This is a genomic window from Streptomyces sp. NPDC023723, from assembly GCF_040639815.1.
Taxonomy (GTDB): Bacteria; Actinomycetota; Actinomycetes; order Streptomycetales; family Streptomycetaceae; genus Streptomyces.
Genome location: NZ_JBFAAP010000016.1, coordinates 101424 through 124654, shown reverse-complemented (window position 1 = coordinate 124654; position 23231 = coordinate 101424). Strand labels below are relative to the sequence as shown.

Genomic DNA, 23231 nt, shown 5'->3' with positions numbered 1-23231 from the left:
GCGCAGTGCGTCCCGGCCGGGCCCTCGAGGCGGGGCGTCCCCTGCTGGCCGCCGCCCAGGAAGCCGGGCAGATCCGCGACGACCTCACGCTGGAGCAGATCTTCGACCTGATCGTCGCCATCGCCAAGGTCAATGAAGACCCCGGCTACCTGGGCCCCCTCTTCGAGACCGTCCTCGACGGCCTGCGCCGGACGCCGGCGTGACGGAGCCCGGCTCCGACCGGCCCGGCGCATCGGAGTGCGACGGACCCGCCGGCGTCAAGGCCGGCGACCCGGCATCCCCACGCCGCGGTCGCGGGGCCGTCCCTCGGCCGCGAGGGTGCGGGGCTGTCCGACACGGTCGAGGAAGTCCAGGACCCGATGACCGACCTGCCTGGCAGCCTGTTCGTCGTAGGACGGAAGACTGCTGTCGGTGAACAGGTGGCTGCCGCCGGGGTAGAGGAACAGTTCGGCATCCGCCGCCGTCTCGACCAGTACACGGGCGGCGTCCACATCGCCTTCCCCGGCGAAGAACGGATCCGCGTCCATGCCGTGGATCTGCACAGGAACGTCCCGGGGCCAGGAACCGCCGAACTCCGAGACCGGCAGGCACGCCTCGAGCAGCAGCGCGCCCCGCACACCGGGGCGGGTCTGGGCCAGCTTCTGCGCCGGCAGGACGCCGAGCGAGAACCCGAGGCAGACGAGGTCGGCGGGCAGTCCCTCGGCGGCGGCGACTGCGCGCGCGACGACCGTGCCGAACCCGACCTTCTCGGCGTAGTCGATGCCCTGCTCGAGCCGGTCGAAGACCCTCCCCTCGAACAGGTCCGGGACATGGACGACATGCCCGGCCCGCCGCAGTCGCTCAGCGAACGCCCGGACACCGGCGGTCAGCCCGTGTCCGTGATGGAGAACCAGCACCTCGGTCATGTCACTCCCCTCCCGCGGCGCCCGAGTCGGGCCGCACAGCGAGTATGGCGGCTCACCCGGGGGCGTCGAGCGGGTGATGCGCCAGCGAGTGCGAAGGGTCACTCACGCGAGTGGTCGTGAGTGACCGCGAATGGTCGTGCCAGCGGTTTCACAGGGCCCGTGCCCCGGGCCGGCGTGGGCGCCGCCGGATGCGGGTGCAGGCCGAGGCACCTCGGGAGGCGCCGTCCGTACCGTGGCCGACCGTGTCGGGAAGCGGGCCGGGTGCCGCCGGCCGGCCATGAGGGGGGCCACCGGCGCGCGGTCCGTCGATTCGCCCTTCGCGCGCCCGTCGTGAATTGCACGCGCCGTGCACGCCGGTATTCCGCGCCGGAACGCTTCAAAAGCCTGATTGTCGCCCAGTTGGCCCTCATGCATACTGACGGCGAAAGGCTGCACAGAAGCTCCACAGGAAGGACCTTCGGCGTGTCATTGCGGCACCTGCCTCTTCTCACCGGCGGTGAGGGAACCCGGCTCTCTCCGGACACCTGCATCTTCAAATGCGGGAACGCCTGTGCCCAGGACGCACCGAACACCTCGGGAAATACCTCTTTCGGAGAATTGCTGCGCGACACCCTCTCGCGCCGGGCCCTGCTCGGCGGCGGCGCGCTGGCTCTGGTGTCCTCGACCGGGGGCGCGGCCGCGGTTCCGGCCGCGGCCGCGCCGGTGCGTCCGTCCGAGAAGGCCGCCGTGCGGGGGTTCGAGCCGGTGCCGCCCGACACCGGCGACCGGGTGACCGTTCCCGAGGGCTTCACCCATGAGGTGCTCATCAGCTGGGGCGATCCGGTGCTGCCGGGCGCCCCGCCCTTTGACTTCGACCACCAGAGCGAGGCCGCTCAGGCCGGCCAGTTCGGGGTGAACAACGACTACTGCGCCCTCGTCCCGCTGCGCGGCACCGACCGGTGGCTCATGGTCTCCAACCACGAGTACGCCACCGAGCCGCTGATGTTCCCCGACTGGGACCCGCGAGCGCCGACGCGCTCCCACGTGCGGACCGCCTGGATGGCGTACGGCCTGTCGGTGACGCTGGTGCGGCGGGCCGGGGATGGGCGGCTGACCACGGTGGTGGACGGGCGGTGGAACCGCCGCATCACCCTGCTCACCCCCTTCGAGATGCGCGGACCCGCCGCCGGCTCGGCGCTGCTGCGCACCTCCGCCGACCCCGCCGGCACCCGGGTCCTCGGCACGATGGCCAACTGCTCGGGCGGCACCACCCCCTGGGGCACGGTTCTCTCCGGCGAGGAGAACGTGCACATGCCCTTCGCGCACGCCGAGCGGGCCACCGACCCGCGGGTCCGGGAGGGACTGCGGCGCTACGGCTTCCCCGAAGGCCCGTCGCTGCGCGGCTGGGAGCGGTACGACAGCCGCTTCGACCTGGCCCGCGAGCCCCATGAAGCGCACCGGTTCGGCTGGATCGTCGAGGTCGATCCGCTGGAGCCGGACTCGGTGCCGGTCAAGCACACGGCGCTCGGCCGCTTCAAGCACGAGGGCGCCAACATCACCGTGGCCCCGGACGGCCGGGTCGTGGCGTACATGGGGGACGACGAGCGCTTCGAATACCTGTACAAGTTCGTGTCGGACGGCCGGCTGCGCCCGGGCGGCACCGCCGCCGACCGCGCGCACAACAAGCGGCTGCTGGACTCCGGCACGCTCTACGTCGCGCGGTTCGCCCCGGACGGCGCCGACCAGGGCACCGGCGAGAACGGCGGGCTCGCCGGGGCGGACGAGGCCTTCGACGGCACGGGCCGGTGGCTCCCGCTCGCGCACGGCGACCGGAGTTTTGTAGCGGGGATGAGCGCCGAGGAGGTGTACGTCTTCACCCGGATCGCGGCCGACCGGGCGGGCGCCACCCCCATGGACCGGCCCGAGGACGTGCAGCCGCACCCCCGCACCGGGCGGGTGTACGCCGCCATGACCAACAACGACCAGCGCGGCGCGTCCGGGCGGCCCGCGCCGGACAGGGCCAATCCGCGCTCCGCCAACCGCGACGGGCATGTGCTGGAGTTGTGCGAACGCGGCGACCACCCCGCCGCCGAGCGGTTCGGCTGGCGGCTGCTGCTGGTCTGCGGCGACCCCGAGGAGCCGGGGACGTACTACGCGGGCCTCGACAAGAGCCTGGTCAGCGCGGTCTCCTGCCCCGACAACCTGGCCTTCGACGGGCACGGCAACCTGTGGCTCGCCACCGACGCCGGTGGCCGGGGCGGTCGCAACGACGGGCTGTACATGGTGCCTCTGAGCGGTCCCGAGCGCGGGCTGGTGCGACGGTTCCTCACGGTGCCCACGAGTGCCGAGTGCTGCGGTCCGGTCATCGGGGAGGACTTCGTACTGGTCTCGGTGCAGCACCCCGGTGAGGTGCCGGGGGCCGACCCGCTCCATCCGGCGTCGCACTGGCCGGACGGCGGTTCCGCACAGCCCCGCGCGTCCGTCGTCGTGGTCCGCCGCACCGACGGAGGCCCCGTGCTCCTTCCCTGAAAACCGGAAAGCCCTCGAACAGGCTCGACCCCGGGCCCGCACCTTTTCGATGCCCGTGACATTCCCTTACCACTTCCCTTACCGCTCCCCTCATCACTTCCGCTCACCACTTCTTACCGCTTCCACTTGCCGTTCAAGTCTTTCTGCCGCTTCGGGTTTCTTCCATAAGTCACGACCATTAAGTGGGTGACCGTGCAACCGTCTGTCAATTTCTCTCCCGCGGCCGATTTCTACGACCGGACGCGGGGCGGCGAAGCGCGCGGCCGGAGGATCGCGCCGGCCATCGCCGAGCGCACGGTGAAAGGGCCGCTGCTCCTCGACGCGGGCACGGGCACCGGCGTGGTCGCCCTGGCCCTCACCGATCTCGGACACTCGGTGGTCGGCATCGACCTGTCGCACTCGATGCTGACCAAGGCCGTCGAGCGGATCGGACGGACCGTCGCCGCGGCCTCGCTGACCGCGCTGCCCTTCCCGGACGGCACCTTCACGCAGGTCTACAGCGTCTGGGTGACCCATGTCGTGGGTGATCTGCGGGCCGGGCTGCGCGAGGTGCACCGCGTACTGGAGCCGGGCGGACGCTACGTGGTCGTGCCCGGCATGATCCTCTTCGACGACCATCCGGTGAGCCGGATCATGGAGGAGATCCAGTCCCGCACGGCGGAGGCCGACGACCGGGCCGAGCGGATCGTCCCGCTCGCCGAATCGGTGGGCTTCACCGCCGTGGAGGTCGGCGAACTGGAGGCGGCGACCCACGAACACAGTCCCGAGCTGATCGCCTCCGGACTCGAGCAGCGCATGCTCTTCCACCTGTGGGCCGTGGACGACACCGTCTTCGACCGGCAAGTGGCGCCCTTCATCGAGACGTTGCGGGCGCTGCCCGATCCCGACCGGCCGGTCGTACGGCGGACCCGGCGTCAGATCGTCGTCCTGGAGAAGCGGGGACGACCATGACCGGGGACCAACGCACCGACCTGGCCGCCGAGGTGGCGGACACACCGCTCATCGCCATGCTCACCGAGCCGGACTCCCCCAGCGTGCCGGCCGTGACCGAGGAACTCGGCAAGTCCGGCATCCGGGCCGTGGAGATCACCCTGACCTCACCCGGCGCCCTCGACGCCGTCCGCCGCAGCGTGGCCACCGGCGCCGCGCTGGTGGGCGCCGGGACCGTACGGGACCGGGAGACCGCGCGGCGCGCCGTGGACGCCGGCGCGCACTACCTCCTCACCCCCGGCGTGCTGCCCGAGGTCCTCGACGAGGCCCGGACGCTGGGCGTCCCCGTGGTGTGCGGCGCGTTCACCACAACGGAGGTGATGGAGGCGTGGCGGCTCGGTGCCGCGCTGGTCAAGCTCTTCCCGGCCCGGCTGGGCGGCCCGGCCTATCTGGCCTCGCTCACCATGGCGTTCGGGGACATCCCGCTCGTCCCGACCGGCGGTGTCACCGCCGACGACCTCACCGACTATCTCGCCGCGGGCGCGCACGCCGTCGCGCTCGGGCGGCCGCTCGTCGGGGACGCCCTGCACGGCGGAGACCTCTCCGGCGTACGGCACCGCGCGGGCGCTCTTTTGCAGTGTGTCCGCACCGCCCGCGGCTGACGCCCCCTCCTCCGCCCACCCGCATCTCCATCCGCCCCGCACCGCCGTTTCGCCACGACGAAAGGCACACCGTTGGGACTGGACCGCTCCTTCGCACTCGACCGCAGGGCTGAGCGGATCGACGCTCTGGCAGCCAAACGCAAGAAAGTCATCGCCGCCGACCAGATGATCGAGGGCCACTACCCGGTCTTCGCCGAACGCGCCCACGGCGCCCACTTCTGGGACGTGGACGGCAACAAGTACCTGGACTTCTTCCTCTCCTACGGCACGGTCGTCCTCGGCCACGCCGACCCGGACGTGGACGAGGCGGTGGTGCGCGAGATCCGGCGGGGCTTCGCCGTCGGACTGATGAAACCCGTGCAGAGCGAACTCATCGCCGAACTGCTGGAGTTCGTGCCGGGCGCCGAGATGGGCATGCTGCTCAAGACCGGTTCGGACGCCACCGGCGCGGCCGTACGCCTGTCCCGGGCCTTCACCGGCCGGGACCGGGTGGTGCGCTGGGGCTACAACGGGTGGCACGACTGGTGTGCCCAGTGGGACCACGGCATCCCGGCGGTCAGCCGGGCGCTGGTGGACAGCTTCACCTACAACGACCTCGACTCGCTGCGGACGGTCTTCGCCCGCCACCCCGGGCAGATCGCCTGTCTGGTGATGATGCCGTTCATGATCGAGCGGCCCGCGCCCGGCTTCCTGGAGGGCGTGCGGGAGCTGACCCGGGAGCACGGCACGCTGCTGGTGTTCGACGAGATCCGCTCCGGTTTCCGCCTCGCCCTGGGCGGCGCCCAGGAGTACTACGGCGTCACCGCCGACCTGGTGACCCTCAGCAAGGCGTTCGCGAACGGCTACGCCATCTCGGCGCTGACCGGCCGGGCCGACGTGCTGCGCACCCTGGAGCGGGTGCACATCTCCTCCACCTACTACGCCAACGCGGACGCGATGGCGGCGGCCCTGGCCACGGTGCGCAAGCTGCGCGGTGGCGACCACCTGAAGCGGATCTGGCGGATGGGCGAGCGGTTGCAGGACGGACTGCGGTCGCTGACCGCGGAGTTCGGCGCGCCCGTCGATGTCGTGGGGCATCCGCCGATGCCGTTCCTCGACTTCCGGTTCGGGGACGGCGACGCCGACCAGCGGGCCAAGCGGTCCTTCTACGCGGCGACGATCCGCGAGGGCGTCTTCCTCCACCCCAACCACCACTGGTTCATCGCGGCGGCCACCACCGACGACGACATCGACCGCGCGGTCGGCGCGGCCCGGCGCGGCTTCGAGGCGCTGATCGCGGACGGACTGCTGCCCGCGGACCGGCGGCCCCGGAAAAAAGAGGACGGCACATGACCGAGACCACGGAGAAGCAGACCGACGGACAGCGGGGTGCCGGAGCGGCGGAGGGTTCCGGCACCCCGGGGACGGGACACGGTCTGGGCATGCTGCGGCCGCGCACCGGGAGTGAGGCGCACTGGGCCGCCGAGCAGGAGGTGATCGGCCCGGGGCTACAGGCGGTGATGCTGCTGGCCCGGCTGTGCGTGGCCGACGCGAACGGCGCGGAGCTCGTGGACATCGACGGCAACCGGGTGCTGGACTTCCAGGGCGCGGGCGGCGTGAACTCCCTCGGCCACGCCGAGCCGCGCTACACCGCGGCGCTCGCCGCGGAGCTGCGCCGGGCCACCGCGGGTGCCTTCGGCTCCCCCGCCCGGCTCGACATGGCACGGGCACTGCGCGGGTTCCTGCCCGCGGGGCTGGACCGTATCCAGCTCTACAGCGGCGGCACGGAGGCGGTGGAGGCGGCGCTGCGGCTGGCGAAGTCCGTCACCGGCAAGCACGAGTTCCTGTCCTTCTGGGGCGGTTTCCACGGCAAGACCATGGGCTCGCTGGCACTGACCGCCGGCGCCCGCGCGGGCCTCGGCCCGCTCCCGCCGGGATACTTCTCCGCGCCGTACGCCAACTGCTACCGCTGCCCGCTGCGGCTGCGGCCCGCCTCGTGCGGGTTCGCCTGCGTGGCACACGCCCGGGACGTGATCAAGGAGAACTCCACCGGGGCGCTGGCCGCGATCGTGGTGGAACCGGTGCAGGGCCGGTCCGGGAACGTGGTGCCCCCGCCGGGGTATCTCACGGCGCTCGGCGAGGTGGCGCGGGAGTTCGACGCGTTGCTGATCGCCGACGAGATGATGACCGGCTTCGGCCGCACCGGCGCGGCCTTCGCCCACCAGCACGAGGCCGTGCGGCCCGATGTACTGGCGGTGGGCAAGGGCATGGGCGGCGGGTATCCGGTGACGGGGGTGGTCGCGGGCGCCGGGACCATGGCGGCGGCGCCGTTCTCCGAGCCCAGCGCCAGTTCGTCCAGCTTCGGAGCGTTCCCGGCTGCCTGCCGGGCGGTGGCGGCGACCACCGGTGTCATCACGGACGACGGACTCGTCGACAACGCCGCCGTGCGGGGCCGGGAGATGCTCGGCCAACTGGCCGACCTGACCGAGCTGGCGCCTCTGGTGGGCGATGTGCGGGGACTGGGCCTCGCCCTCGGCATCGAGCTGGTCGCGGACCGGCACACCCGCGAACCCGCGCCCCGCGACCTGGTCCAGCGGGTCTATCTGGAGCTGCTGCACGCGGGTGTGCTGGTCATGCTGGGCGGCAACACGCTGCGGCTGTACCCGCCGCTCAACGTCGGCCGGGACGTCGCGGAGACGGCCGTGGGCATCATCCGCGAGACGCTGATCGGGATCGGGACCGGGGGCGCGCGGTGACCATGCTTCCCGACATCAACACCGACACCGACATGCTCACCGCGACCGACAAGCTCACCGCGACCGCCGCGCTCGCCGCGTCCGAGGCCGCCGACGAACTGATGCGCCGCCGCGGCACCCGCCGCGAGGTACGCACCAAGGCGGGCGACGCACCGGTCAGCGACGCCGACCTGGCGGCCGAGCGGCGGGCGCTGGCCGTCCTGCGCGACCGTACGCCCGGCTTCGGGATCATTTCGGAGGAGTCCGACCCGGTCGATGCCGAAGGCGACCGGCCGACCTGGATCGTGGACCCGCTCGACGGCACCACCAACTACCTGCGCGGGCTGCCCGACTACGCGGTGGCCGTGGCCCTGGTGGTGGCGGGCCGCACCCGGCTGGCGGTGATCCGGCTGCCCGAGTACGGCACCGAGTTCCGGGCGGTGGCCGGTGCGGGCGCGTTCCGCGACGGGGTGCCGCTGCGGGTCGCCGGGGCACCACCGGGACGGCCGCTGGCGGGCACCGGCTTCGGTACGGACGGGGTGGTGCGCGAGCGGCAGCGGTCCGTCGCCGACCGGCTGCTCGGCGCGGGGTTCGAGATCCGGGAGCCGGGCAGCGCCTCCACCGGTCTGTGCCGGGTCGCCTCGGGGTCGTACGACGGCTATCTGGAGTTCGGCGTCGGGGTGTGGGACACCGTGCCGGGCGCGCTGCTGGTCCAGGAGGCGGGCGGGGTGGTCACGGGGTGGGGCGGCGAGGCGTTCACGCCCCGGGACGGGCATGTCGTGGCGGCCTCCCCCGCCGTGCACGGCCCGCTCGTCGCGGCCGGCGGCGCCCGTCCGCCGGTGGCGCCGGGAGGCCGGGCATGAGCCCGGCCTCCCGGTCCTCGGCGCCGGTCCCGGTCGGCCGCGAGGTGCCGATCGGGGTGGCCGTCGTCGGGTTCGGCACCGCGGGCGGCGCCCGGCTCGGCGGCTACGCGCTACTGCCGGACGCGGAGGTGGTGGCCGTCGTCGACCCGTCGCCCGACCGCCGGTCGCTGGCCGCCGCCCGGCTGCCGGACGGCCGGGTGGCCGCCACTCTGGCTGAGGTGCTGGCCGGGGCGCCGCAGACAGGCCGGGCGGTGGACGTGGTCGATGTGTGCGCTCCCCCGGCCTTCCACGCGCCCCTCACCCGCGCCGCACTCGCCGCGGGCCGGCACGTGATCTGCGAGAAACCGGTGGCCGCGCGGGCGGCCGAGGCACGTGAGCTGACGGAACTCGCCCGGTCCCGCGGGCGCCTGCTGTTCCCCGCCCACAATTACGGGACGTCCCCGGTGATGCGGGCGCTGGCCGGGGCGACGGCCCCCGGTGCCGATCCCGGCGCGCGGCTCGGGCCGCCGAAGTCCGCGACCTTCCGTATCCTGCGCGACCGGCACGCGCGCGGTGTGCCGGGGTACGCGCCCGACTGGCGCCGCTCCCCCGAACTGGCGGGCGGCGGCATCCTGCTGGACCACGGGACGCACTGCGTCTACATGGCGCTGCGGCTGTTCGGCAGGGCGCCCGAGCGGGTGTCGTGCACGGTGTCCCGGGCCGGCGGGGCGCGCTCGGCGGTGGACGAGGCGGCCCGGCTGCGGCTGGACTTCGGCGACGGGCACTGCGACATCGAGCTGAGCTGGACCAGCGGCGAACGCTCCAACCACTACGCGGTGCACGGCCCGGCCGGGTCGGTGCGGGTGGACGACGCGACGGTGACCGGCCGCACGGAGCGGGGCCAGTGGCGGCGCTCCCTGGTGTCGCCGAGCAAGGACCAGACGCACCTGGAGTGGTTCGCGCCCATGTACGAGGACTTCCGGCGGGTGCTGGGCGACCCCGGCCGGTGGGCCGCCCCGGCCCGGGAGATCGTCGACACCGCGCGGATCGTGGAGGCGGCGTACCGCTCGGCGGACGCGGGCGGCCGGGCGGTGCCGGTATGACCGCGCTCCGGCAGCCCGCCGGCCGGGACACGCCCCGACGCTCAGCCGGTCAACGCGCGGCTCAGCAGCGGGCCCTCCTCGGACAGGTTGTCGTAGGCCGTGGCGCGGTCGTGGGAGGCGAAGTAGTGGCAGATCACCCGGTCCTCGATGGCGGGCAGCCAGGCGAGCCGGCCGGAGCGGTACGGCTCGCCCAGATCGCGGGTGCGTTTCCCGCCGAGCCGCCCGCCGAGCAGCGAGTACGCCATCTGGGTCACGTAGCGCGGCGCGAAGGCGATCTCGCGGGGCAGTGCGGCCAGGGTGCGCTCCAGGAAGTCCGCGTCGAAGAAGCGCGCGGTGTCGACGGCGGTGAAGCCGCAGCACATGTACGGCACGTACGGGGTGCCCGGCAGCCGGTCGGCGATCCAGTGCACGCCCTGCGGCTCCCAGCCGAACTCGGGCGAGTAGCAGAAGTCGGGCCGCTCGCCGGGCGCGGTTTGGGCCCACTCGACGAGGGCGTGCGGACGGGACAGGAACACCACGTCGCTGTCCATGCCGACGACCGACGGCGCCTCGCTGAGCAGGAAGTAGTCGACGAGCTGGAGGATGCGGACGTTGCCCCGGCGCACCGCGGCGAGCGTGGGGCAGTCACCGAGCAGCGACTCCACCCGCCGGTCGGCCTCGGCCCGGCCGATGATCCGGACGCCCGGCACATGGCGGCGCAGCCGGGCGGTGTCACGCGGCCCGAGCGTGCCGTCGTCGTGGACCACGGGCGTCACCTCGGGCCAGCAGCGCGCCAGCGACTTCGCGGCGAACAGGTACAGCGGGACGTGGTCGGCACAGACCAGGGTGTGAACCTCCACCCCGTGCTCCCCGGTGAAGCGGGGCGTCCCGGTGGCCAGCAGCCGCCGGGTGAGGGCGGACACATCGCTCGCGGACTGGGTCATGCGGATCTCCTCGGCCGAAGGACGGACATGAACGGACATGACGAAGACCATGAATACCCGCAAAGCCCCTCATACAGTGACGAGTTGGAGCAGTGGTTGTTCTTCGCGCCCCATGAGGCGGACACCGTCCGGGCGGCGATGGCGCTGCTCGTCCCCGGGTCGCACGAGGCGGACGCCGTGCGGTACGCGGACCGGCTGCTGGGCGCGTTCGCCGTCGACCCGCCGCTCGTCTACGCCTCCGGCCGCCCCGACGGCTCCTTCCTGCCCCTGTCCCCCGCCCAGCGGACGGGCTGGCGCCGCCGGGTGGCGGAGCTGGGCCGCGGCTACCGCGCGGGCGTACCGGAACTGGACCGGTTCGCGGGCGGCGACTTCGCCCGCGCCCCGCTCGCGGACCGGCACCGGGCGCTGCGCACCGCGCCGGCGGACTTCCGGGATCTGCTCTTCGACCACGCCGTGGAGGGGACGTACGGCGACCCCGTCTACCGCGGCCGGCCCGCCCCGGCGGGTCCCACGGTGCTGCCCCTGCCCACGTACCCGGTCACCGGCCGGCCCCGCCCCGATCCCGTCACGCCGTACGGCGAACCGGGCGCCGACCCCGTCGCCGTACTCGCCCGGCACTTCACCGAGGCGGCCCGGCTGCTGGCCGGCACGGGCGGCTACGGTGGCTGAGCGCGCGGTGGTGGTGGGCAGCGGGCCGGGCGGGGCGACGGCGGCGATGCTGCTCGCCGAGGCCGGCTGGGACGTCACCGTGCTGGAGCGCGGTCCGAGCCACTTCGAGGACCTGCGCGAGGCGGCGCCCCGCCATGTGTTCTCGCCGGACGAGATCAAGGGCCCGGTGCGCGGCTTCGAGTACCCCGACCCGCTCGCGGAGCCCCGGGTCTACGCGGACCGGGCGCTGCCCGGGCGACCCGTCACCGGGTTCGTCAACGCGCTGCCGGCGGCCGTCGGCGGCGGCTCGGTGCACTGGGACGCCAAGACGCCCCGGCTGTGGGACCTCGACTTCGCCAAGCGCAGCACGCTGGGGCCGCTGCCGGACGCGGACGTGGTGGACTGGCCGTTCGACTACGCGGAGCTCGCCCCCTTCTACGACGAGGCCGAGGCGCTCCTCGGGGTGCAGGGCGACCGGGCCGCCCTGCCCGCGCTGACCCTGCGCCGCGCCCCGCGCACCCGGGACTTCCCGATGCCGCCGGGGCCGGACCAGACCTCGTCGGTGCGGGTGGCCGCCGCCGCCCGGAGCCTGGGCCTCGCCCCGTACCCCATGCCGATGGCCGCCAACTCCCGTCCCTACGACGGCCGTCCGGTGTGCACCGACTGCGGTACCTGCTGCGGTTACGGCTGTCCGGGCGGCGCCCGGGGCAGCGCCCTGACGGCGTTGCGGCGCGCGGTGCTGGCCGGCGCGGAGGTCCGTTCGCTGTGCACGGCCGTGGCGGTACGGCACACCGGGCGGCGGGCCCGGGGTGTGGTGTACGCGGACGCCGAGGGCCGGCGGAGCGAGCTGCCCGCCGACCGGGTGGTGCTGGCGGGCTCGGCGGTGGAGAGCTGCCGGCTGGCGGCACTGTCCGAACTGCCGGACCGGTCCGGGCTGCTGGGCCGCCACCTGATGTTCCACTGGTACTCGGTCGCGTACGGACTGTTCCTCGGTGAGCGGGTGCGCGGTGCGCGCGGCCGGAACGTCACCCACGCGCTGGACGACTTCGCCGACCCGGACCAGCCGGGCGCCCGGGCGGCGGCCCGCGCGGCGGGACTGCCGTATCTGCGCGGCGGTGTGGTGGAGCTGGGCGGCGGGCAGCCGGGGCGGGTGCGGGAGGGGCATGTCTACCGGCGGCTGTTGCCGCTGCTGGCGGCGGGCTCGCCGTACGGCCCGGCGTTCGCCCGGCTGATGCGGCAGAGCCCGCTGCGGGACCGGCTGCTCGGGGTGCAGATGCACGGGGAGGACATCTCCCAGCGGGACAACCGCGTCACGCTCGACCCGGCGGTGCGGGACTGGCTGGGGGTGCCGGTGCCCCGGATCTCGTGGGCGCCGCACCGGCACGAACTGACGGCGCAGCGGTTCTGTCTGCCGCGGCTGGCCGCCCTGCTGCGGGCGGCCGGGGCCGACGCGGTCGCCGCCGTACCGGAGACCCGGTCGCGGCTCTTCCCGCGGGAACCGGGCACCGTGCCCGGCAACTTCCATACCCTGGGCGGTCTGCGGATGAGCCACGACCCGGCCGCCGGGGTCACCGACGGGGTGGGCCGGATGCACGCCATGGACAACGTGTTCGTCGCCGACGGGAGCCTGTTCCCCACCTCGGGCGGGCACAACCCGACGCTGACCATCGTGGCCACGGTGCTGCGCAACACCCGGCGGACCGCGTGAGCGGCGCGGCCGCCGCCGAGAACGCGCCGTCCTACCGTTTCGACCCGGCCGCCGCGCTGGGCTGGAAGAACATCGGCCTGGACGGGCTGGGGTGCTTCCTGCGGTCGGTGGAGGCGGTGCTGCTCCACCACGGGTACACCGCGGGCGCGGTGGCGCGCGGTCTGACCGTGCCGCTGGACCTGGTGCGGCGCGGCACCTGGTACGGGCCGCTGAGCGAATTCCCGGCCTGCACGGTGCGCTGGCGGCTGACCGGCATCGGCACCGGCGGGCGGCACTGGCCGGACGTCGCCGCGCTGGTCGGCGGCGGCACGCCGGTGATCCTCATGCCGGACGGCCACCACTGGCCGGGCGACGACCACGAGGGCGCCGAGCACTACCACCACCACATGGTGCTGGCCCACCGGCTGGACGCGCGGGGGCTGCATCTGCTGGACACCGACGCGCCCGCCGAGGACGGCCACCGCCGGGTGCTGCCCGTCACCGACGGGCTGCGCGCGGCGTGCACCCGGTACGCGGTGGCGGCCCGGACCGCGCCGCCGGACACCCGCCGCCCGCACGAGGTGGCCGCCGCGGCGCTGCCGCCGTCGCTGGTGCCGCTCGCCGAGGACGTCGCCGAACTGCGCGCGTTCCACGGCACGGTGTGGTCCGGGGCCCGGCTGCCGCTGCTGCTGGCCAAGGGGATGGACGTGTGGGTGCTCGGGGACGTGCAGCCGCAGCTCTTCCTGCTGGGGCACGCGCTGGCCGGGTCCGGCGACCCGCGCACCGCCGACGTCTCGCGGGCGGCGCTGGCGGCGGCGGCCCGCGCGCAGAAGCTCGGCCTGCTGCTGCTCGGCCTGCACCGGTTCCGCTCCGAGGGCGTCTACGCCATGGCCCACGAGGAACTCGCCGTCCTCGCCGACGCCCTGGCGGAGCTGCTGCGGGCGGCGGCCCGGCACACCGGGTCGGCGCCGCCCCGTGCCCGTGGTGACGGCAGCCGGCTGGTGCGGCGCCTGCGCGGCGAGGCCGAGTGGTGTTTCGGGCAGGGCCGGCCGCTGCCCGACCTGTCCTTCGCCTGACATCCCAAGCGCTGTATCCCAGCCGTATCCCAGGAGAGAGAAGAGGTCACGATGACCGCGAACCCCACCGACGGCCCGGCGTCCACCGACCGGGCGGCCGTCCTCGACGAGATGCGGACGGTGCTGGTCGAACAGTGCGAGACCCCGCCCGAGGTGGCGCACGGCCTCGCCGAGGGCGACCCCATGAGCCGCCTCGGGCTGGACTCCATCACCCTCGCCTACGTCTTCACCCACTTCGAGCAGCGGCACGAGGTGACGTTCGACAACGACGACATCGACCCGCAGCGCTACCGCACGGTCGGCGAGTTGCTGGATGTCCTGGCCGCGGGCGCGGCTCAGGCCCGGTGACCGCACCGGCCCCCTGGGCGGGCCCCGACGACCGGCTGCTCATGGACGTGTTCATGTCCCAGTACCGGCTGCCCGCGGTGGCCGCCGCCGACCGCCTCGGGGTGTTCGCCGCGCTCGCCGCCGCCCCGAGCGATCCGGCCGGGCTCGCCGGGCCCCGGGGGTGGAACCGGGCCGGCACCTCGGTGCTGCTCGAACACCTCGCCGCCCTCGGTCACCTGGCCGTGCACGGCGGCCGGTACCACCCGACCGAGGAGACCCGGGTCTTCCTGCTCCCCGACGCGGACGACTACTGGGGGCCGATGCTCACCCTCGGCTGGGACGACCGCTGCGCGGCCGTGCGGGACCTGGTCGCCACCGGCGTCCCCCAGGGCTACCGGGGCCGGGCGATCTGGGAGACCCACGAGCGCTCGCCCCGGCACGGCGAGCGGTTCGCCCGGGCCATGCACGCGCACTCCACCGCACCCGCCGCGGCCCTGGCCGAGCGGCTGGACCTGACGGGCTGCACCACGCTCCTGGAACCCGGCGGCGGGGTCGGCACCTTCGCCGTGGCCCTGGCCCGACGCCATCCGCTCCTGCGGGCGACCGTCCTGGACCTGCCGGTGGTCGCCCGGGAAGCGGACCGGCTGCTCGCGCGGGCGGGGCTGGCCGGGCGGGTCCGGCTGCGGCCCGGCGACATGTTCGCGCAGCCGTGGCCGGGCGGCCAGGACCGGGTGCTCTTCGCGGACGTGCTGAGCGACTGGGACGACGCGCGCTGCCGCGTCCTGCTGGACCGCGCCCGCGCCGCCCTCGCTCCCGGCGGCCGGCTCCTGGTGCACCAGGTGCTGCCCGACGACGCGGCCCGCCGCTCGCCGGCCGTCACCGGCTACTCGCTGGCCCTCGCGGTGATGACCGGCGGCCGGCTGCGCACCCTGCCCGAACTGGCCGCGCTGCTCGGCGCGGCCGGGTTCACCGACTGCTCGGTCACTCCCGGCTACGGCCACTACGCCCTGCTCACCGCCCGCCCCGCCTGACCAGACGGAGACCTCCATGGACAGCCCGCCCCGCGTCACCGCCGTCATCACCAGCCGCGAGCGCTTCTCCTGGGCCGAGGAGTCCCTCGACAGCTTCTACGCCCGCACCGACGTGCCGTGTCACGTGGTGTACGTCGACGTGAACTCGCCCAGAGACCGGTGGGCGCGGCTGCGCGCGCTGAGCGACGTGCACGGCTTCACCGCGGTCCGCGTCAACAAGTACGTCTCGCCGAACTGCGCCCGCAACATCGGACTGCGCTACGCGCGCGGCGAGTACGTCGTCTTCCTCGACAACGACGTGGAGTACACGCCGGGCTGGCTCGGGCCGCTGGTCGCCTGCGCCGACGAGGAAGCGGCCGCGATGGTCGGTCCGCTCTATCTGCACGGTCCGCTCGACGAGCAGACGGTGCACATGGCGGGCGGGGACATGGAGTTCTCCGGGGTGTGGGGCACCCGGGACTTCACCCAGACCCAGCGGTACTACACGAAGCACCTCTCCGAGGTGCCCGAGGAGGAGCTGCGCCGGGGGCGGTGCGACATCATCGAGTTCCACTGCGCGCTGGTGCGCCGGTCGGTCATCGACCGGGTCGGCGGCATGGACGAGGGGCTGCTGACCACCCGGGAGCACCTCGACTTCAGCCAGCGGGTGCTGGACGCGGGCGGCACCGTGTGGTTCGAACCGGCGTCGGTGATCACGTACCGGATGCCGCCGCCCTTCGCCCGCGACGACCTGCCGTACTTCATGCTGCGCTGGAGCGACGCGTGGACGGCGCGCACCCTGCGGCACTTCGCCGCCAAGTACGGCATCCGGCCCGAGTACGTGGAGCGGGTGGCCAAGAACCGCAAGGGCCGGCAGTGGCTGCTGTTCGAGCAGCTCAAACGGTATCTGCCCGACTCCCTCGGGCCGGCCGGCACCGAGGCGGTCAAGCGGGTCTTCCAGAAGGTCGAGCCGGTCGGCAACCGGCTGCTGGTGGAGTTGCTGACCCGGCGCGAACCGCCGCTGGACTGGCACGTCCACCACGGTGGCGACCGCGCCGGTGCCGCGCCGGCCGCGGCGGGTGCCGCCCGGTGACCGCCGGGTCCCGGGTACTGGTGGTGACCGGCGTGCCCGGCAGCGGCAAGTCCACCGTGGGGGCGCTGCTGGCCCGCCGGTTCGATCCCGCGGTCCTGATCGAGGGGGACGTGCTGCGCCGCATGGTGGTCACCGGCCGCGCCGAGATGACGCCGGACCCGTCACCGCAGGCGCTGCGCCAGTACGGACTGCGGCTGCGGCACCTGGCGGCGCTGGCCCGCTCGTACCACGCCGCGGGCTTCACCGTGGTCGCCGAGGACAATCTGCTGGGCGCGCACCTGGCCGAGTTCGTCCGGCTGCTGGACGGGGTCCGGCCCTGCCATGTCGTGGTCCTCGCCCCGTCGCCGGAGACGGTGCTGCGGCGGGACGCGGAGCGCGCCCGGCAGGCGTACGACGGGACGGGCTGGGGCGCCGCCGAGCTGGACGCGGTGTTCCGCCGGGACACCGCCCGCCTCGGCCTGTGGCTGGACACGAGCGGTCAGCGGGCGCGGGAGACGGCCGGGGAGATCCTGGAGCGGCTCGACGAGAGCGCGCTGCCGTGACCGCCGACCTGCACCAGGCGCTGGTGACGAGCGGGGCGGTCCGCCACTGCGCCGGGCTGTTGGGCCCCGGTGAACGGGAGCGGGCCGGCACGATGCGCGACCGTGCGGCCGCCGACCGGTTCGTCGTGGCCCGCGGGCTGCTGCGGTCGGTGCTCGCGGTGCGCCTCGGCGTGCCCCCGCCGGACGTGCCGCTGGTCGCCCGCTGCCCCGGCTGCGGGGCGGCGGACCACGGTCCGGTGCGGCTGGCCGGGGCGGGCGGCCCGCGCTGGTCGCTGTCGGTCGCGCACACGGGAGTCCTGGTCGCGGTGGCGGTCGGGGAGCGGACCGGGCCGCTCGGTGTCGACGTGGAGACGGCGCGGCGGGCGGCGCGGGTGGAGGAGCTGGCGCCCCGGCTGTTCGGCCCCGGGCAGCACCCGCTGCTCGCCCGGCTGCCGGTGCCGGTGCGGCGCGCCGCCGTACTGGCGGCCTGGACGGCGGCCGAGTCGTACGCGAAGGCCACCGGTACCGCGCTGGGCCCGGCGCTGGCCCGGATGGGCGCGCGGTGCGACGCGCTGGGCCGGGTCACCGTGGCCGGACCCGGTGACCTGGCGGGCTGGTGGGTGCGCGGCGTACCGGCCCGCGCCCCGCACTGCGTCGCGGCCGTCACGACCTGGCGGCGCACCGCCGTCCAGGTCCACCGCCGCACGGAGCTGGCCACGGCTGCCGGACCGCAGCCCCAGCGCCGGCCGGACCGGGCCACCACCGATGAACCGCCCGGCGATGAACCACCCGCCCGCCCGCGCGCGCGGGCGGGCACCACCACGCCCGCGTGCACCGGGGCACCCACGAGGGGAGAGGTCATGGAACGCACCGAGGACGGCGCGGTGGCACGGTCCGCCGCGCTGGAGCACCTGGTCCGGGCCCGGCTGGCCGAGCGGATCGGGCCCGGGACGGCGCACGGCATCGGCCGGGAGGAACCGTTCGCGGACCTCGGCGTCGACTCGCTGGACATCGTGGCGGTCCTGGCCGCGCTGGAACGGGAGTGCGGCGTCGAGCGGATCGCGGACGGCGAGCTGTGGGACCTGGCGGACTCGGTGGGCGCCCTGGTCCGGCACCTGTCCGCGCACGGCCGCCCGCGCGGCGGGACCCGGTGACCGCGACGGCCCCGGTCGCGGTCACCGGGCTCGGCGTGCTCTCGCCCGGCGGCGCCGGCGTCGACGCGCTGTGGCGGGCCTGCGCGGGCGCGGAGGTGGCCTTCCGGGCCGTGACGCACTTCGACGCCTCGCGCACCGGCGCCCACCGGATCGGGCTGGTGCCCGAGGAGGCGACGGGTCCCGGCGCGCCGCCGCCCGGACATCCGCAGCGGCTGCCGTACCTGGTGCACCGCTCGGTCGCGGACGCCGTGGCCGACGCCGAGACCCGCGGCGGCGGCGGGGGCGACGGCACTCGTACCGTGCTGGTGCTGGGCACCACCGACAGCGGCGGCTTCCCGTCCGGGGCCGCGTGGCGTGCCTGGCACGAGGGGCGCGGGCCGGCGGGGGCGTCCTGGACGCCGTACGCGCCGCCCGGCCCCGACTGGCCGGTGGTGCAGGTCGGCAACGCCAGCGCGGCGGGCGCCACCGCGCTCGGGGTCGGCGCGGATCTGCTGCGCGCCGGGGTCGCCGACCGGGCGCTGGTGTGCGGCGCCGACACCGTCACGGAGACGGCGTTCCACGGCCTGGCCTCGCTGCGCACGCTCAGCCCCGGCGGCTGCCGCCCGTTCGCCGCGCGCCGCTCGGGCATCCGGATCTCGGAGTGCGCCGCCGCCCTCGTCCTGGAGCGCGGCGCGGACGCGCCACTGGCGCGGCTGCGCGGCTGGGGCGGCAGCAACGCGGCGAGCCAGGCCGCCCGGCCGGACGTCGCGGGAATCGCCTCGGCGGTGCGGCAGGCGCTGGCGGACGCCGGCACCGCACCGGAGCGGATCGGGTACGTCAACGCGCACGCCGCCGGCACCCGCCACGGCGACGTGGCCGAACTCGGCGCCCTGCACGCGGTGCTGGGCGCCCGGCTGCCCCATGTCCCCGTGGTCAGCAGCAAGGCGGCGCTCGGCCACTGCCAGGGCGCGGCGGGCACCGTGGAGGCGATCGTGACCGTGCTGACCCTGCTGCGCGGCCAGGTGCTGCCCACCCTCGGCCTGGCCGACCGCGATCCGCGCTGGGACCACCTCAACCTGGGCGACGCTCCCCCGCCGCGACCGCCGGGGACCGCGCTCACCCTCTCCTGCGGCCTGGGCGGCAGCAACGTGGCGGTGGTGTTCGACCGTGCGGCCTGACCTCGCGACACCTGTCACCCCGTCGGCACCGAGGACCGCGCGGATCGCCGCGACCGCCGTACGCGAGACCGCCCGGGAACTGCCCGCGGTGCCCCGGACCGCCGCCGGCGTGCCCCGGATGCCGCTCGCCGTGCGCGACACACTGGGCCCCGGACTCCTCGCCACCGCGCGCGAGGCGCTGGCCGCGGCGGGGACCGGGGACGCCGGTCCGCTGGGCTGTGTCACCGCCTTCCACCACGCCACGGCCGCCACTTCCGCGTACATCGCCGAGGTACTGGACCGGCACGGCCCGCGCTGGCTGGCCCCGGAGTGCTTCCTGCACTACTCGGCGCACTCGCTGACCGGACTGCTCTGCATCGGGCTCGGCCTGGCGGGCACCGCGGTCACCCTGACCGGTCCGGCCGGCGGCGTCGACGCGCTGGGGTACGCCGCCGCGCTGATCGCGGCGGGCCGCTGCGGACAGGTCCTGGTCGCCGCCGCGCACTGGCCGCCGCCCGCGGACCCGGCCGCCACCGGCCCGGTCCCGCTGCGCACGGCCGCCGTGGTGCTGGCCGGCACCGGCGGCCGGGGCGAGGTCACCGGCTGGCGCCCCGGCGGCGCCCACCCCGCCGTCCGGGAGGAGACGGACGGCGGGGGCGCGGAACGGGGCGATCCCGGCGAGGCGTTGACCGCCCTGACCGACTGGCACCGCCGTGGCGCCGGCGCCCCCCTGGAGCTGACCGGCGGCGGCTCCCGTCTGCTGCTGCGCCCGGGAGGCACCGGATGACCGCGACCGCGTACCCGGATCCCGGGACCGTCCCCGACCTGCTCGCGGCCCGTGCCGCCGGCGCCGCGCACCGGCCCGCCGTACGGCACCGGGACACCACCCTCACCTGGGCCGAACTGGCCGCTTCGGTGGGCCGGGCGAGGGCCCGGCTGCGCCGGGACGGCCCGGCCCCCGGCGCCCGGCTCGGTCTGCTCGCCCGCAACGACCCCGGCACGCTCGTCGCCCTGCTGGCGGCGACCGCCGAGGGACGGGAGGTGGTCCTGTACGACGCCCGGGCCACCGCCGACGAACGGGCCCGGGTGGCCGCGCGGGCCGGACTGACCGGCTGGCGCACTCCCGGACCCGACAGCGGGACGGCCGAAGCCGCCGGCACCGGGCCGCCGGCCGCGTACCTGGATCTCGTCACGTCGGGGACCGGCGGGCTGCCCAAGGTCGTCCGCAAGGACTGGCGGGTGACGGTCGCGAACGCCGCCGCCTTCGTCGCACTCGCCGGGTACCGCGGCGCGGACCGCATCCTGTGCACCACCCCGCTGCACCACGCCTACGCCCTCGGGGTCGCCGTCCTGCCGGCCCTGCTGACCGGCGCCGCCCTGCACCTCGCCCCGCACCCGGCCGCGCCCGCGACGCTGGGCCGGCTGATCCGGGACGGCGGCATCACGGTCGTCCAGAGCGTCCCGTTCCTCTACCGGGCGGTGCTGGCGAGCGACGTGCCGCTCGCGCCGAACGCGCTGCGGCTGTGCGTCAGCGCCGGGGAGCCGCTGTCCGCCGCGACGGCGGACGCCTGGCGGGACGCCACCGGGGTGGCGCCGCGGGACCAGTACGGGTCGACGGAGTTCGGGCAGATCGGGTACGCGGCCGACGCCCCCGGCGGCCCGCTGCGCCTGCTGCCCGGCGTCACCGCCCGCCTGCGCGCCCCGGACGGCGGATGGCTCACCGCGCCCGGCCCGGACGACCTCGGCGAACTCCATCTGCGTCAGGAGGGCGCCATGCCCGTCGTCTACCGAGGGCTGCCCGGCCTGTCGGCCGCCTCCCACCACGACGGCTGGTTCCGTACCGGCGACACCGGCCGGCTGCCCGCCCCCGGGCAGCTGACCGTGACCGGCCGTGTCACGCGGCGCATCTCGGTGGCCGGCCGCAAGGTCGACCCGCGGGAGGTCGAGCGGGCGGTGCTGGCGGTGCCCGGGGTCCGTGAGTGCTGGGTGGCCGCGCCGCCCGAGGACGCCGGCGGGCCCGGCGACCGGTTCGCGGCCTTCGTCGCCGCCGACGCCGGCGTCACCGAGATCGCCGTGCGCCGGCAGGTGGCGCGCGTCCTGTCGGCGTACAAGGTCCCCACCCGCTTCCATCTGCGGGCGGCGCTGCCGCGCACCGGGACCGGCAAGGTGCACACCGCCCGGCTGTGGCAGGAGGCCGGCGAGGACCGCTGCCACGACCGCGGACCCACGGGACGCGCGCAGGAAGGCGGGGCCGTATGACGGCCCCCGTGCACGACGCCGTCGCCCGCGGCCGGTACGCCCTGCTCCTGCCCGGCGCCGGTTCCCAACTGCCCCGGATGGCCGAGCGGCTGTGCGCCGCGTTCCCCTGTGCGGTGGACGTCCTGGAGCGGGCCGCGCGGGCCACCGGCCTCGACCTCGTACAGCTGTGCCGGGCGGGCACCCCGGCCGAACTGGGCACGGCGGAGGTCTCCCACCCGGCGATCGTGGCCACCGGGCTGGCGGCGGCCACCGCGCTGCGCCGGCACCTGGGCGGCCGGTGGGCGCCGCCGGCCGTGGTGGCCGGCCACAGCCTCGGACACTTCGCCGCGCTGGTCGAGGCGGGCTGCCTGGACTTCGACGACGCCCTGCGGCTGGTGGCCCGGCGGGCCCGGCTGATGAGTGCCCGGACCCGGCAGCGGCCCGCCCTGATGGTGGCCCTGGGCGGCATACCGCCGGGGCGGGTCGCCGAGTGGTGCGCCGACTGTCCCGCGGAGCACGGCACGGTGGTGCCAGCCTGCTTCAACGGCCCGCTCCAGACCGTGATCTCCGGTGACGCGGCGGCCGTGCGCGCGGTCGCCCGGCGGGCCCTGGCCGCCGGGGACGTCCGGGTGCGGGAGCTGCCGGCGGGCGTCGCGTCGCACTCGCCGCTGATGGAACCCGTGCGACAGGCCCTGCGTCCCGCGCTGACCGCGGTGCGGCTGAGCCCGCCGGCCGTGCCCCTGCTGCTCAACACCACCGGGCGCACCACCCTGGACGCCGGCGAGGTACGGGCGGACCTGCTGGGCCAGCTGTGCGCGCCGGTGCGCTGGAACGACGGCATGCGCGTGCTGGCCGCCGCGGGCGTCGGCACCGTCCTGGACGCCGGGCCCGGTCAGGTCCTCGCCCGGTACGCCGCCCTGCACGCCGAACTGCGTCCGGTGGCGCTCAACTTCATGGAGCCCCTGCACCGGGCGGTGCCGCTGCCATGACCGACGGGGGAGGTACGACGGGCCGGTCCGCCCTGGTGTTCGGCGGGACCCGGGGCATCGGCCTGGCCACCGCTCAGGCGCTCGCGGCCCGGGGACACCGGGTGGCCGTCGCCGCCCGGGGCGTGCCCGGGCCGGGGCCCGCCGGGCTGTGGGCGGTGCGCTGCGACGTCACCGACGGGGACCAGGTGGACGCGGCGTTCGCCGGCGCGGCGGCCCGGCACGGACCGGTGCAGATCGTCGTCGCCGCCCAGGGCATGCGCCGCGACGGGCTGCTGGTGCGCGCCGACGCGGCGTCCTTCCAGCGGGTGGCCGACGTCAATCTCACCGGGACCTGGCGGATCGTGCGCCGCGCGGCACCGGCGATGACCGGCGCCGGGTGGGGCCGGCTGGTGCTGGTGTCGTCGGTGGCGGCCGTGCTCGGCACCGCGGGTCAGAGCGCGTACGCGGCGGCCAAGGCCGGGCTGACCGGTCTGGCCCGCAGCGCGGCGCGGGAACTGGGTCCGGGCGGGGTGACGTGCAATGTGGTGCTGCCCGGGTTCGTCGACACGGCGCTCACCTCGGACCTGCCGGCGCACCGCCGCGCCGCGATCCTGGCCGCGACGCCGCTGGGCCGGGCGGGCCGCCCGCAGGAGATCGCCGCCGTCGTGGCGTTCCTCGCCTCCGAGACCGCCGGCTACCTCACCGGTGCCGTCGTCCCCGTCGACGGAGGGCTCGCGATGGGTCACTGAGCGACCGCCCCGCCCGCCGACAGCTTACGGAGCTCTC

The 23231-nt window shown here is 75.5% G+C and carries 23 protein-coding genes; 21 read left to right on the top strand and 2 right to left on the bottom strand.

Translation table 11 applies throughout. The annotated features are described in order from the left end of the window. Positions 1-5: 5 nt before the first annotated feature. A complete protein-coding gene (locus AB0G32_RS19380; RefSeq protein ID WP_361164200.1) occupies positions 6-203 on the top strand; it encodes a hypothetical protein in 198 nt (65 codons plus the stop codon). A gap of 54 nt (positions 204-257) precedes the next feature. Here AB0G32_RS19380 and AB0G32_RS19375 read toward each other — a convergent pair whose 3' ends face one another. After that, entirely contained in the window at positions 258-905 is a 648-nt protein-coding gene (locus tag AB0G32_RS19375; RefSeq protein ID WP_361164198.1) for a dienelactone hydrolase family protein, read from the bottom strand. Between the two features lie 597 nt (positions 906-1502). Between AB0G32_RS19375 and AB0G32_RS19370 the strand changes: the two genes are divergently transcribed. From AB0G32_RS19370 to AB0G32_RS19340, 7 genes are all read left to right on the top strand, one after another. Continuing rightward, positions 1503-3413, top strand: coding sequence for a PhoX family phosphatase (locus AB0G32_RS19370; RefSeq protein ID WP_361164196.1), 1911 nt, complete (start codon positions 1503-1505; stop codon positions 3411-3413). A 186-nt stretch (positions 3414-3599) separates the two neighbouring features. Then, the gene (locus AB0G32_RS19365; RefSeq protein WP_361164194.1) at positions 3600-4364 is read left to right on the top strand and encodes a class I SAM-dependent methyltransferase; all 765 of its coding nucleotides are present in this window, start codon (positions 3600-3602) and stop codon (positions 4362-4364) included. Next, complete coding sequence (locus AB0G32_RS19360) at positions 4361-5005, top strand: bifunctional 4-hydroxy-2-oxoglutarate aldolase/2-dehydro-3-deoxy-phosphogluconate aldolase (RefSeq protein WP_361164192.1); 645 nt, start codon at positions 4361-4363, stop codon at positions 5003-5005. Before AB0G32_RS19365 ends, AB0G32_RS19360 begins: the two co-directional genes overlap by 4 nt. 72 nt (positions 5006-5077) lie before the next feature. Beyond that, positions 5078-6337, top strand: coding sequence for an aminotransferase class III-fold pyridoxal phosphate-dependent enzyme (locus AB0G32_RS19355; protein WP_361164190.1), 1260 nt, complete (start codon positions 5078-5080; stop codon positions 6335-6337). Further along, the gene (locus tag AB0G32_RS19350; RefSeq protein WP_361164188.1) at positions 6334-7740 is read left to right on the top strand and encodes an aminotransferase class III-fold pyridoxal phosphate-dependent enzyme; all 1407 of its coding nucleotides are present in this window, start codon (positions 6334-6336) and stop codon (positions 7738-7740) included. Before AB0G32_RS19355 ends, AB0G32_RS19350 begins: the two co-directional genes overlap by 4 nt. Before the next feature lie 2 nt (positions 7741-7742). Then, a complete protein-coding gene (locus tag AB0G32_RS19345; RefSeq protein ID WP_361164248.1) occupies positions 7743-8582 on the top strand; it encodes an inositol monophosphatase family protein in 840 nt (279 codons plus the stop codon). Then, positions 8579-9664: a Gfo/Idh/MocA family oxidoreductase gene (locus tag AB0G32_RS19340; protein WP_361164186.1), complete on the top strand. Its 1086-nt coding sequence runs from the start codon at positions 8579-8581 to the stop codon at positions 9662-9664. Before AB0G32_RS19345 ends, AB0G32_RS19340 begins: the two co-directional genes overlap by 4 nt. A 41-nt stretch (positions 9665-9705) precedes the next feature. On the opposite strand, the gene AB0G32_RS19335 is transcribed toward AB0G32_RS19340, so the two are convergent. Then, the gene (locus AB0G32_RS19335; RefSeq protein ID WP_361164184.1) at positions 9706-10587 is read right to left on the bottom strand and encodes a hypothetical protein; all 882 of its coding nucleotides are present in this window, start codon (positions 10585-10587) and stop codon (positions 9706-9708) included. A gap of 84 nt (positions 10588-10671) precedes the next feature. Here AB0G32_RS19335 and AB0G32_RS19330 point away from each other — a divergent pair, with 84 nt between their 5' ends. Genes AB0G32_RS19330 through AB0G32_RS19270 form a run of 13 tightly spaced genes read left to right on the top strand, consistent with a single transcriptional unit; the run spans position 10672 to position 23194 of the window. Continuing rightward, complete coding sequence (locus AB0G32_RS19330; RefSeq protein WP_361164182.1) at positions 10672-11256, top strand: hypothetical protein; 585 nt, start codon at positions 10672-10674, stop codon at positions 11254-11256. Continuing rightward, positions 11249-12943, top strand: coding sequence for a GMC family oxidoreductase (locus AB0G32_RS19325; RefSeq protein ID WP_361164180.1), 1695 nt, complete (start codon positions 11249-11251; stop codon positions 12941-12943). Before AB0G32_RS19330 ends, AB0G32_RS19325 begins: the two co-directional genes overlap by 8 nt. Further along, positions 12940-13998 (top strand): hypothetical protein, encoded by a 1059-nt coding sequence (locus AB0G32_RS19320; protein WP_361164178.1) that lies wholly within the window; start codon positions 12940-12942, stop codon positions 13996-13998. The genes AB0G32_RS19325 and AB0G32_RS19320 overlap by 4 nt, the downstream gene beginning before the upstream one ends. A gap of 51 nt (positions 13999-14049) precedes the next feature. Continuing rightward, a complete protein-coding gene (locus AB0G32_RS19315; protein ID WP_361164176.1) occupies positions 14050-14346 on the top strand; it encodes an acyl carrier protein in 297 nt (98 codons plus the stop codon). After that, complete coding sequence (locus AB0G32_RS19310) at positions 14343-15356, top strand: methyltransferase (protein WP_361164174.1); 1014 nt, start codon at positions 14343-14345, stop codon at positions 15354-15356. The genes AB0G32_RS19315 and AB0G32_RS19310 overlap by 4 nt, the downstream gene beginning before the upstream one ends. A gap of 16 nt (positions 15357-15372) precedes the next feature. Then, complete coding sequence (locus AB0G32_RS19305; protein WP_361164172.1) at positions 15373-16428, top strand: glycosyltransferase; 1056 nt, start codon at positions 15373-15375, stop codon at positions 16426-16428. Further along, on the top strand, positions 16425-16970 hold the full coding sequence (locus tag AB0G32_RS19300; protein WP_361164170.1) for an AAA family ATPase: 546 nt from the start codon (positions 16425-16427) through the stop codon (positions 16968-16970). The genes AB0G32_RS19305 and AB0G32_RS19300 overlap by 4 nt, the downstream gene beginning before the upstream one ends. Next, on the top strand, positions 16967-18103 hold the full coding sequence (locus tag AB0G32_RS19295) for a 4'-phosphopantetheinyl transferase superfamily protein (RefSeq protein ID WP_361164168.1): 1137 nt from the start codon (positions 16967-16969) through the stop codon (positions 18101-18103). Before AB0G32_RS19300 ends, AB0G32_RS19295 begins: the two co-directional genes overlap by 4 nt. After that, on the top strand, positions 18100-19260 hold the full coding sequence (locus tag AB0G32_RS19290) for a beta-ketoacyl synthase N-terminal-like domain-containing protein (protein ID WP_361164166.1): 1161 nt from the start codon (positions 18100-18102) through the stop codon (positions 19258-19260). Before AB0G32_RS19295 ends, AB0G32_RS19290 begins: the two co-directional genes overlap by 4 nt. Beyond that, positions 19250-20026 (top strand): hypothetical protein, encoded by a 777-nt coding sequence (locus tag AB0G32_RS19285; RefSeq protein ID WP_361164164.1) that lies wholly within the window; start codon positions 19250-19252, stop codon positions 20024-20026. Before AB0G32_RS19290 ends, AB0G32_RS19285 begins: the two co-directional genes overlap by 11 nt. Then, positions 20023-21498: a class I adenylate-forming enzyme family protein gene (locus AB0G32_RS19280; protein ID WP_361164162.1), complete on the top strand. Its 1476-nt coding sequence runs from the start codon at positions 20023-20025 to the stop codon at positions 21496-21498. The genes AB0G32_RS19285 and AB0G32_RS19280 overlap by 4 nt, the downstream gene beginning before the upstream one ends. Next, positions 21495-22466, top strand: a complete 972-nt coding sequence (locus AB0G32_RS19275) for an ACP S-malonyltransferase (protein WP_361164160.1) — start codon at positions 21495-21497, stop codon at positions 22464-22466. The genes AB0G32_RS19280 and AB0G32_RS19275 overlap by 4 nt, the downstream gene beginning before the upstream one ends. Beyond that, the gene (locus AB0G32_RS19270) at positions 22463-23194 is read left to right on the top strand and encodes an SDR family oxidoreductase (RefSeq protein WP_361164158.1); all 732 of its coding nucleotides are present in this window, start codon (positions 22463-22465) and stop codon (positions 23192-23194) included. Before AB0G32_RS19275 ends, AB0G32_RS19270 begins: the two co-directional genes overlap by 4 nt. The last annotated feature ends 37 nt before the right edge of the window (positions 23195-23231 follow it).

Excerpts from the sequence above, each read along its gene's own strand:
- AB0G32_RS19315 (WP_361164176.1), top strand. The coding sequence starts at position 14,050 with ATGACCGCGAACCCCACCGACGGCCCGGCGTCCACCGACCGGGCGGCC.
- AB0G32_RS19340 (WP_361164186.1), top strand. The coding sequence starts at position 8,579 with ATGAGCCCGGCCTCCCGGTCCTCGGCGCCGGTCCCGGTCGGCCGCGAG.
- AB0G32_RS19350 (WP_361164188.1), top strand. The coding sequence starts at position 6,334 with ATGACCGAGACCACGGAGAAGCAGACCGACGGACAGCGGGGTGCCGGA.
- AB0G32_RS19275 (WP_361164160.1), top strand. The coding sequence starts at position 21,495 with ATGACGGCCCCCGTGCACGACGCCGTCGCCCGCGGCCGGTACGCCCTG.
- AB0G32_RS19375 (WP_361164198.1), bottom strand. The coding sequence starts at position 905 with ATGACCGAGGTGCTGGTTCTCCATCACGGACACGGGCTGACCGCCGGT.
- AB0G32_RS19270 (WP_361164158.1), top strand. The coding sequence starts at position 22,463 with ATGACCGACGGGGGAGGTACGACGGGCCGGTCCGCCCTGGTGTTCGGC.
- AB0G32_RS19360 (WP_361164192.1), top strand. The coding sequence starts at position 4,361 with ATGACCGGGGACCAACGCACCGACCTGGCCGCCGAGGTGGCGGACACA.
- AB0G32_RS19345 (WP_361164248.1), top strand. The coding sequence starts at position 7,743 with ATGCTTCCCGACATCAACACCGACACCGACATGCTCACCGCGACCGAC.
- AB0G32_RS19335 (WP_361164184.1), bottom strand. The coding sequence starts at position 10,587 with ATGACCCAGTCCGCGAGCGATGTGTCCGCCCTCACCCGGCGGCTGCTG.
- AB0G32_RS19305 (WP_361164172.1), top strand. The coding sequence starts at position 15,373 with ATGGACAGCCCGCCCCGCGTCACCGCCGTCATCACCAGCCGCGAGCGC.
- AB0G32_RS19280 (WP_361164162.1), top strand. The coding sequence starts at position 20,023 with ATGACCGCGACCGCGTACCCGGATCCCGGGACCGTCCCCGACCTGCTC.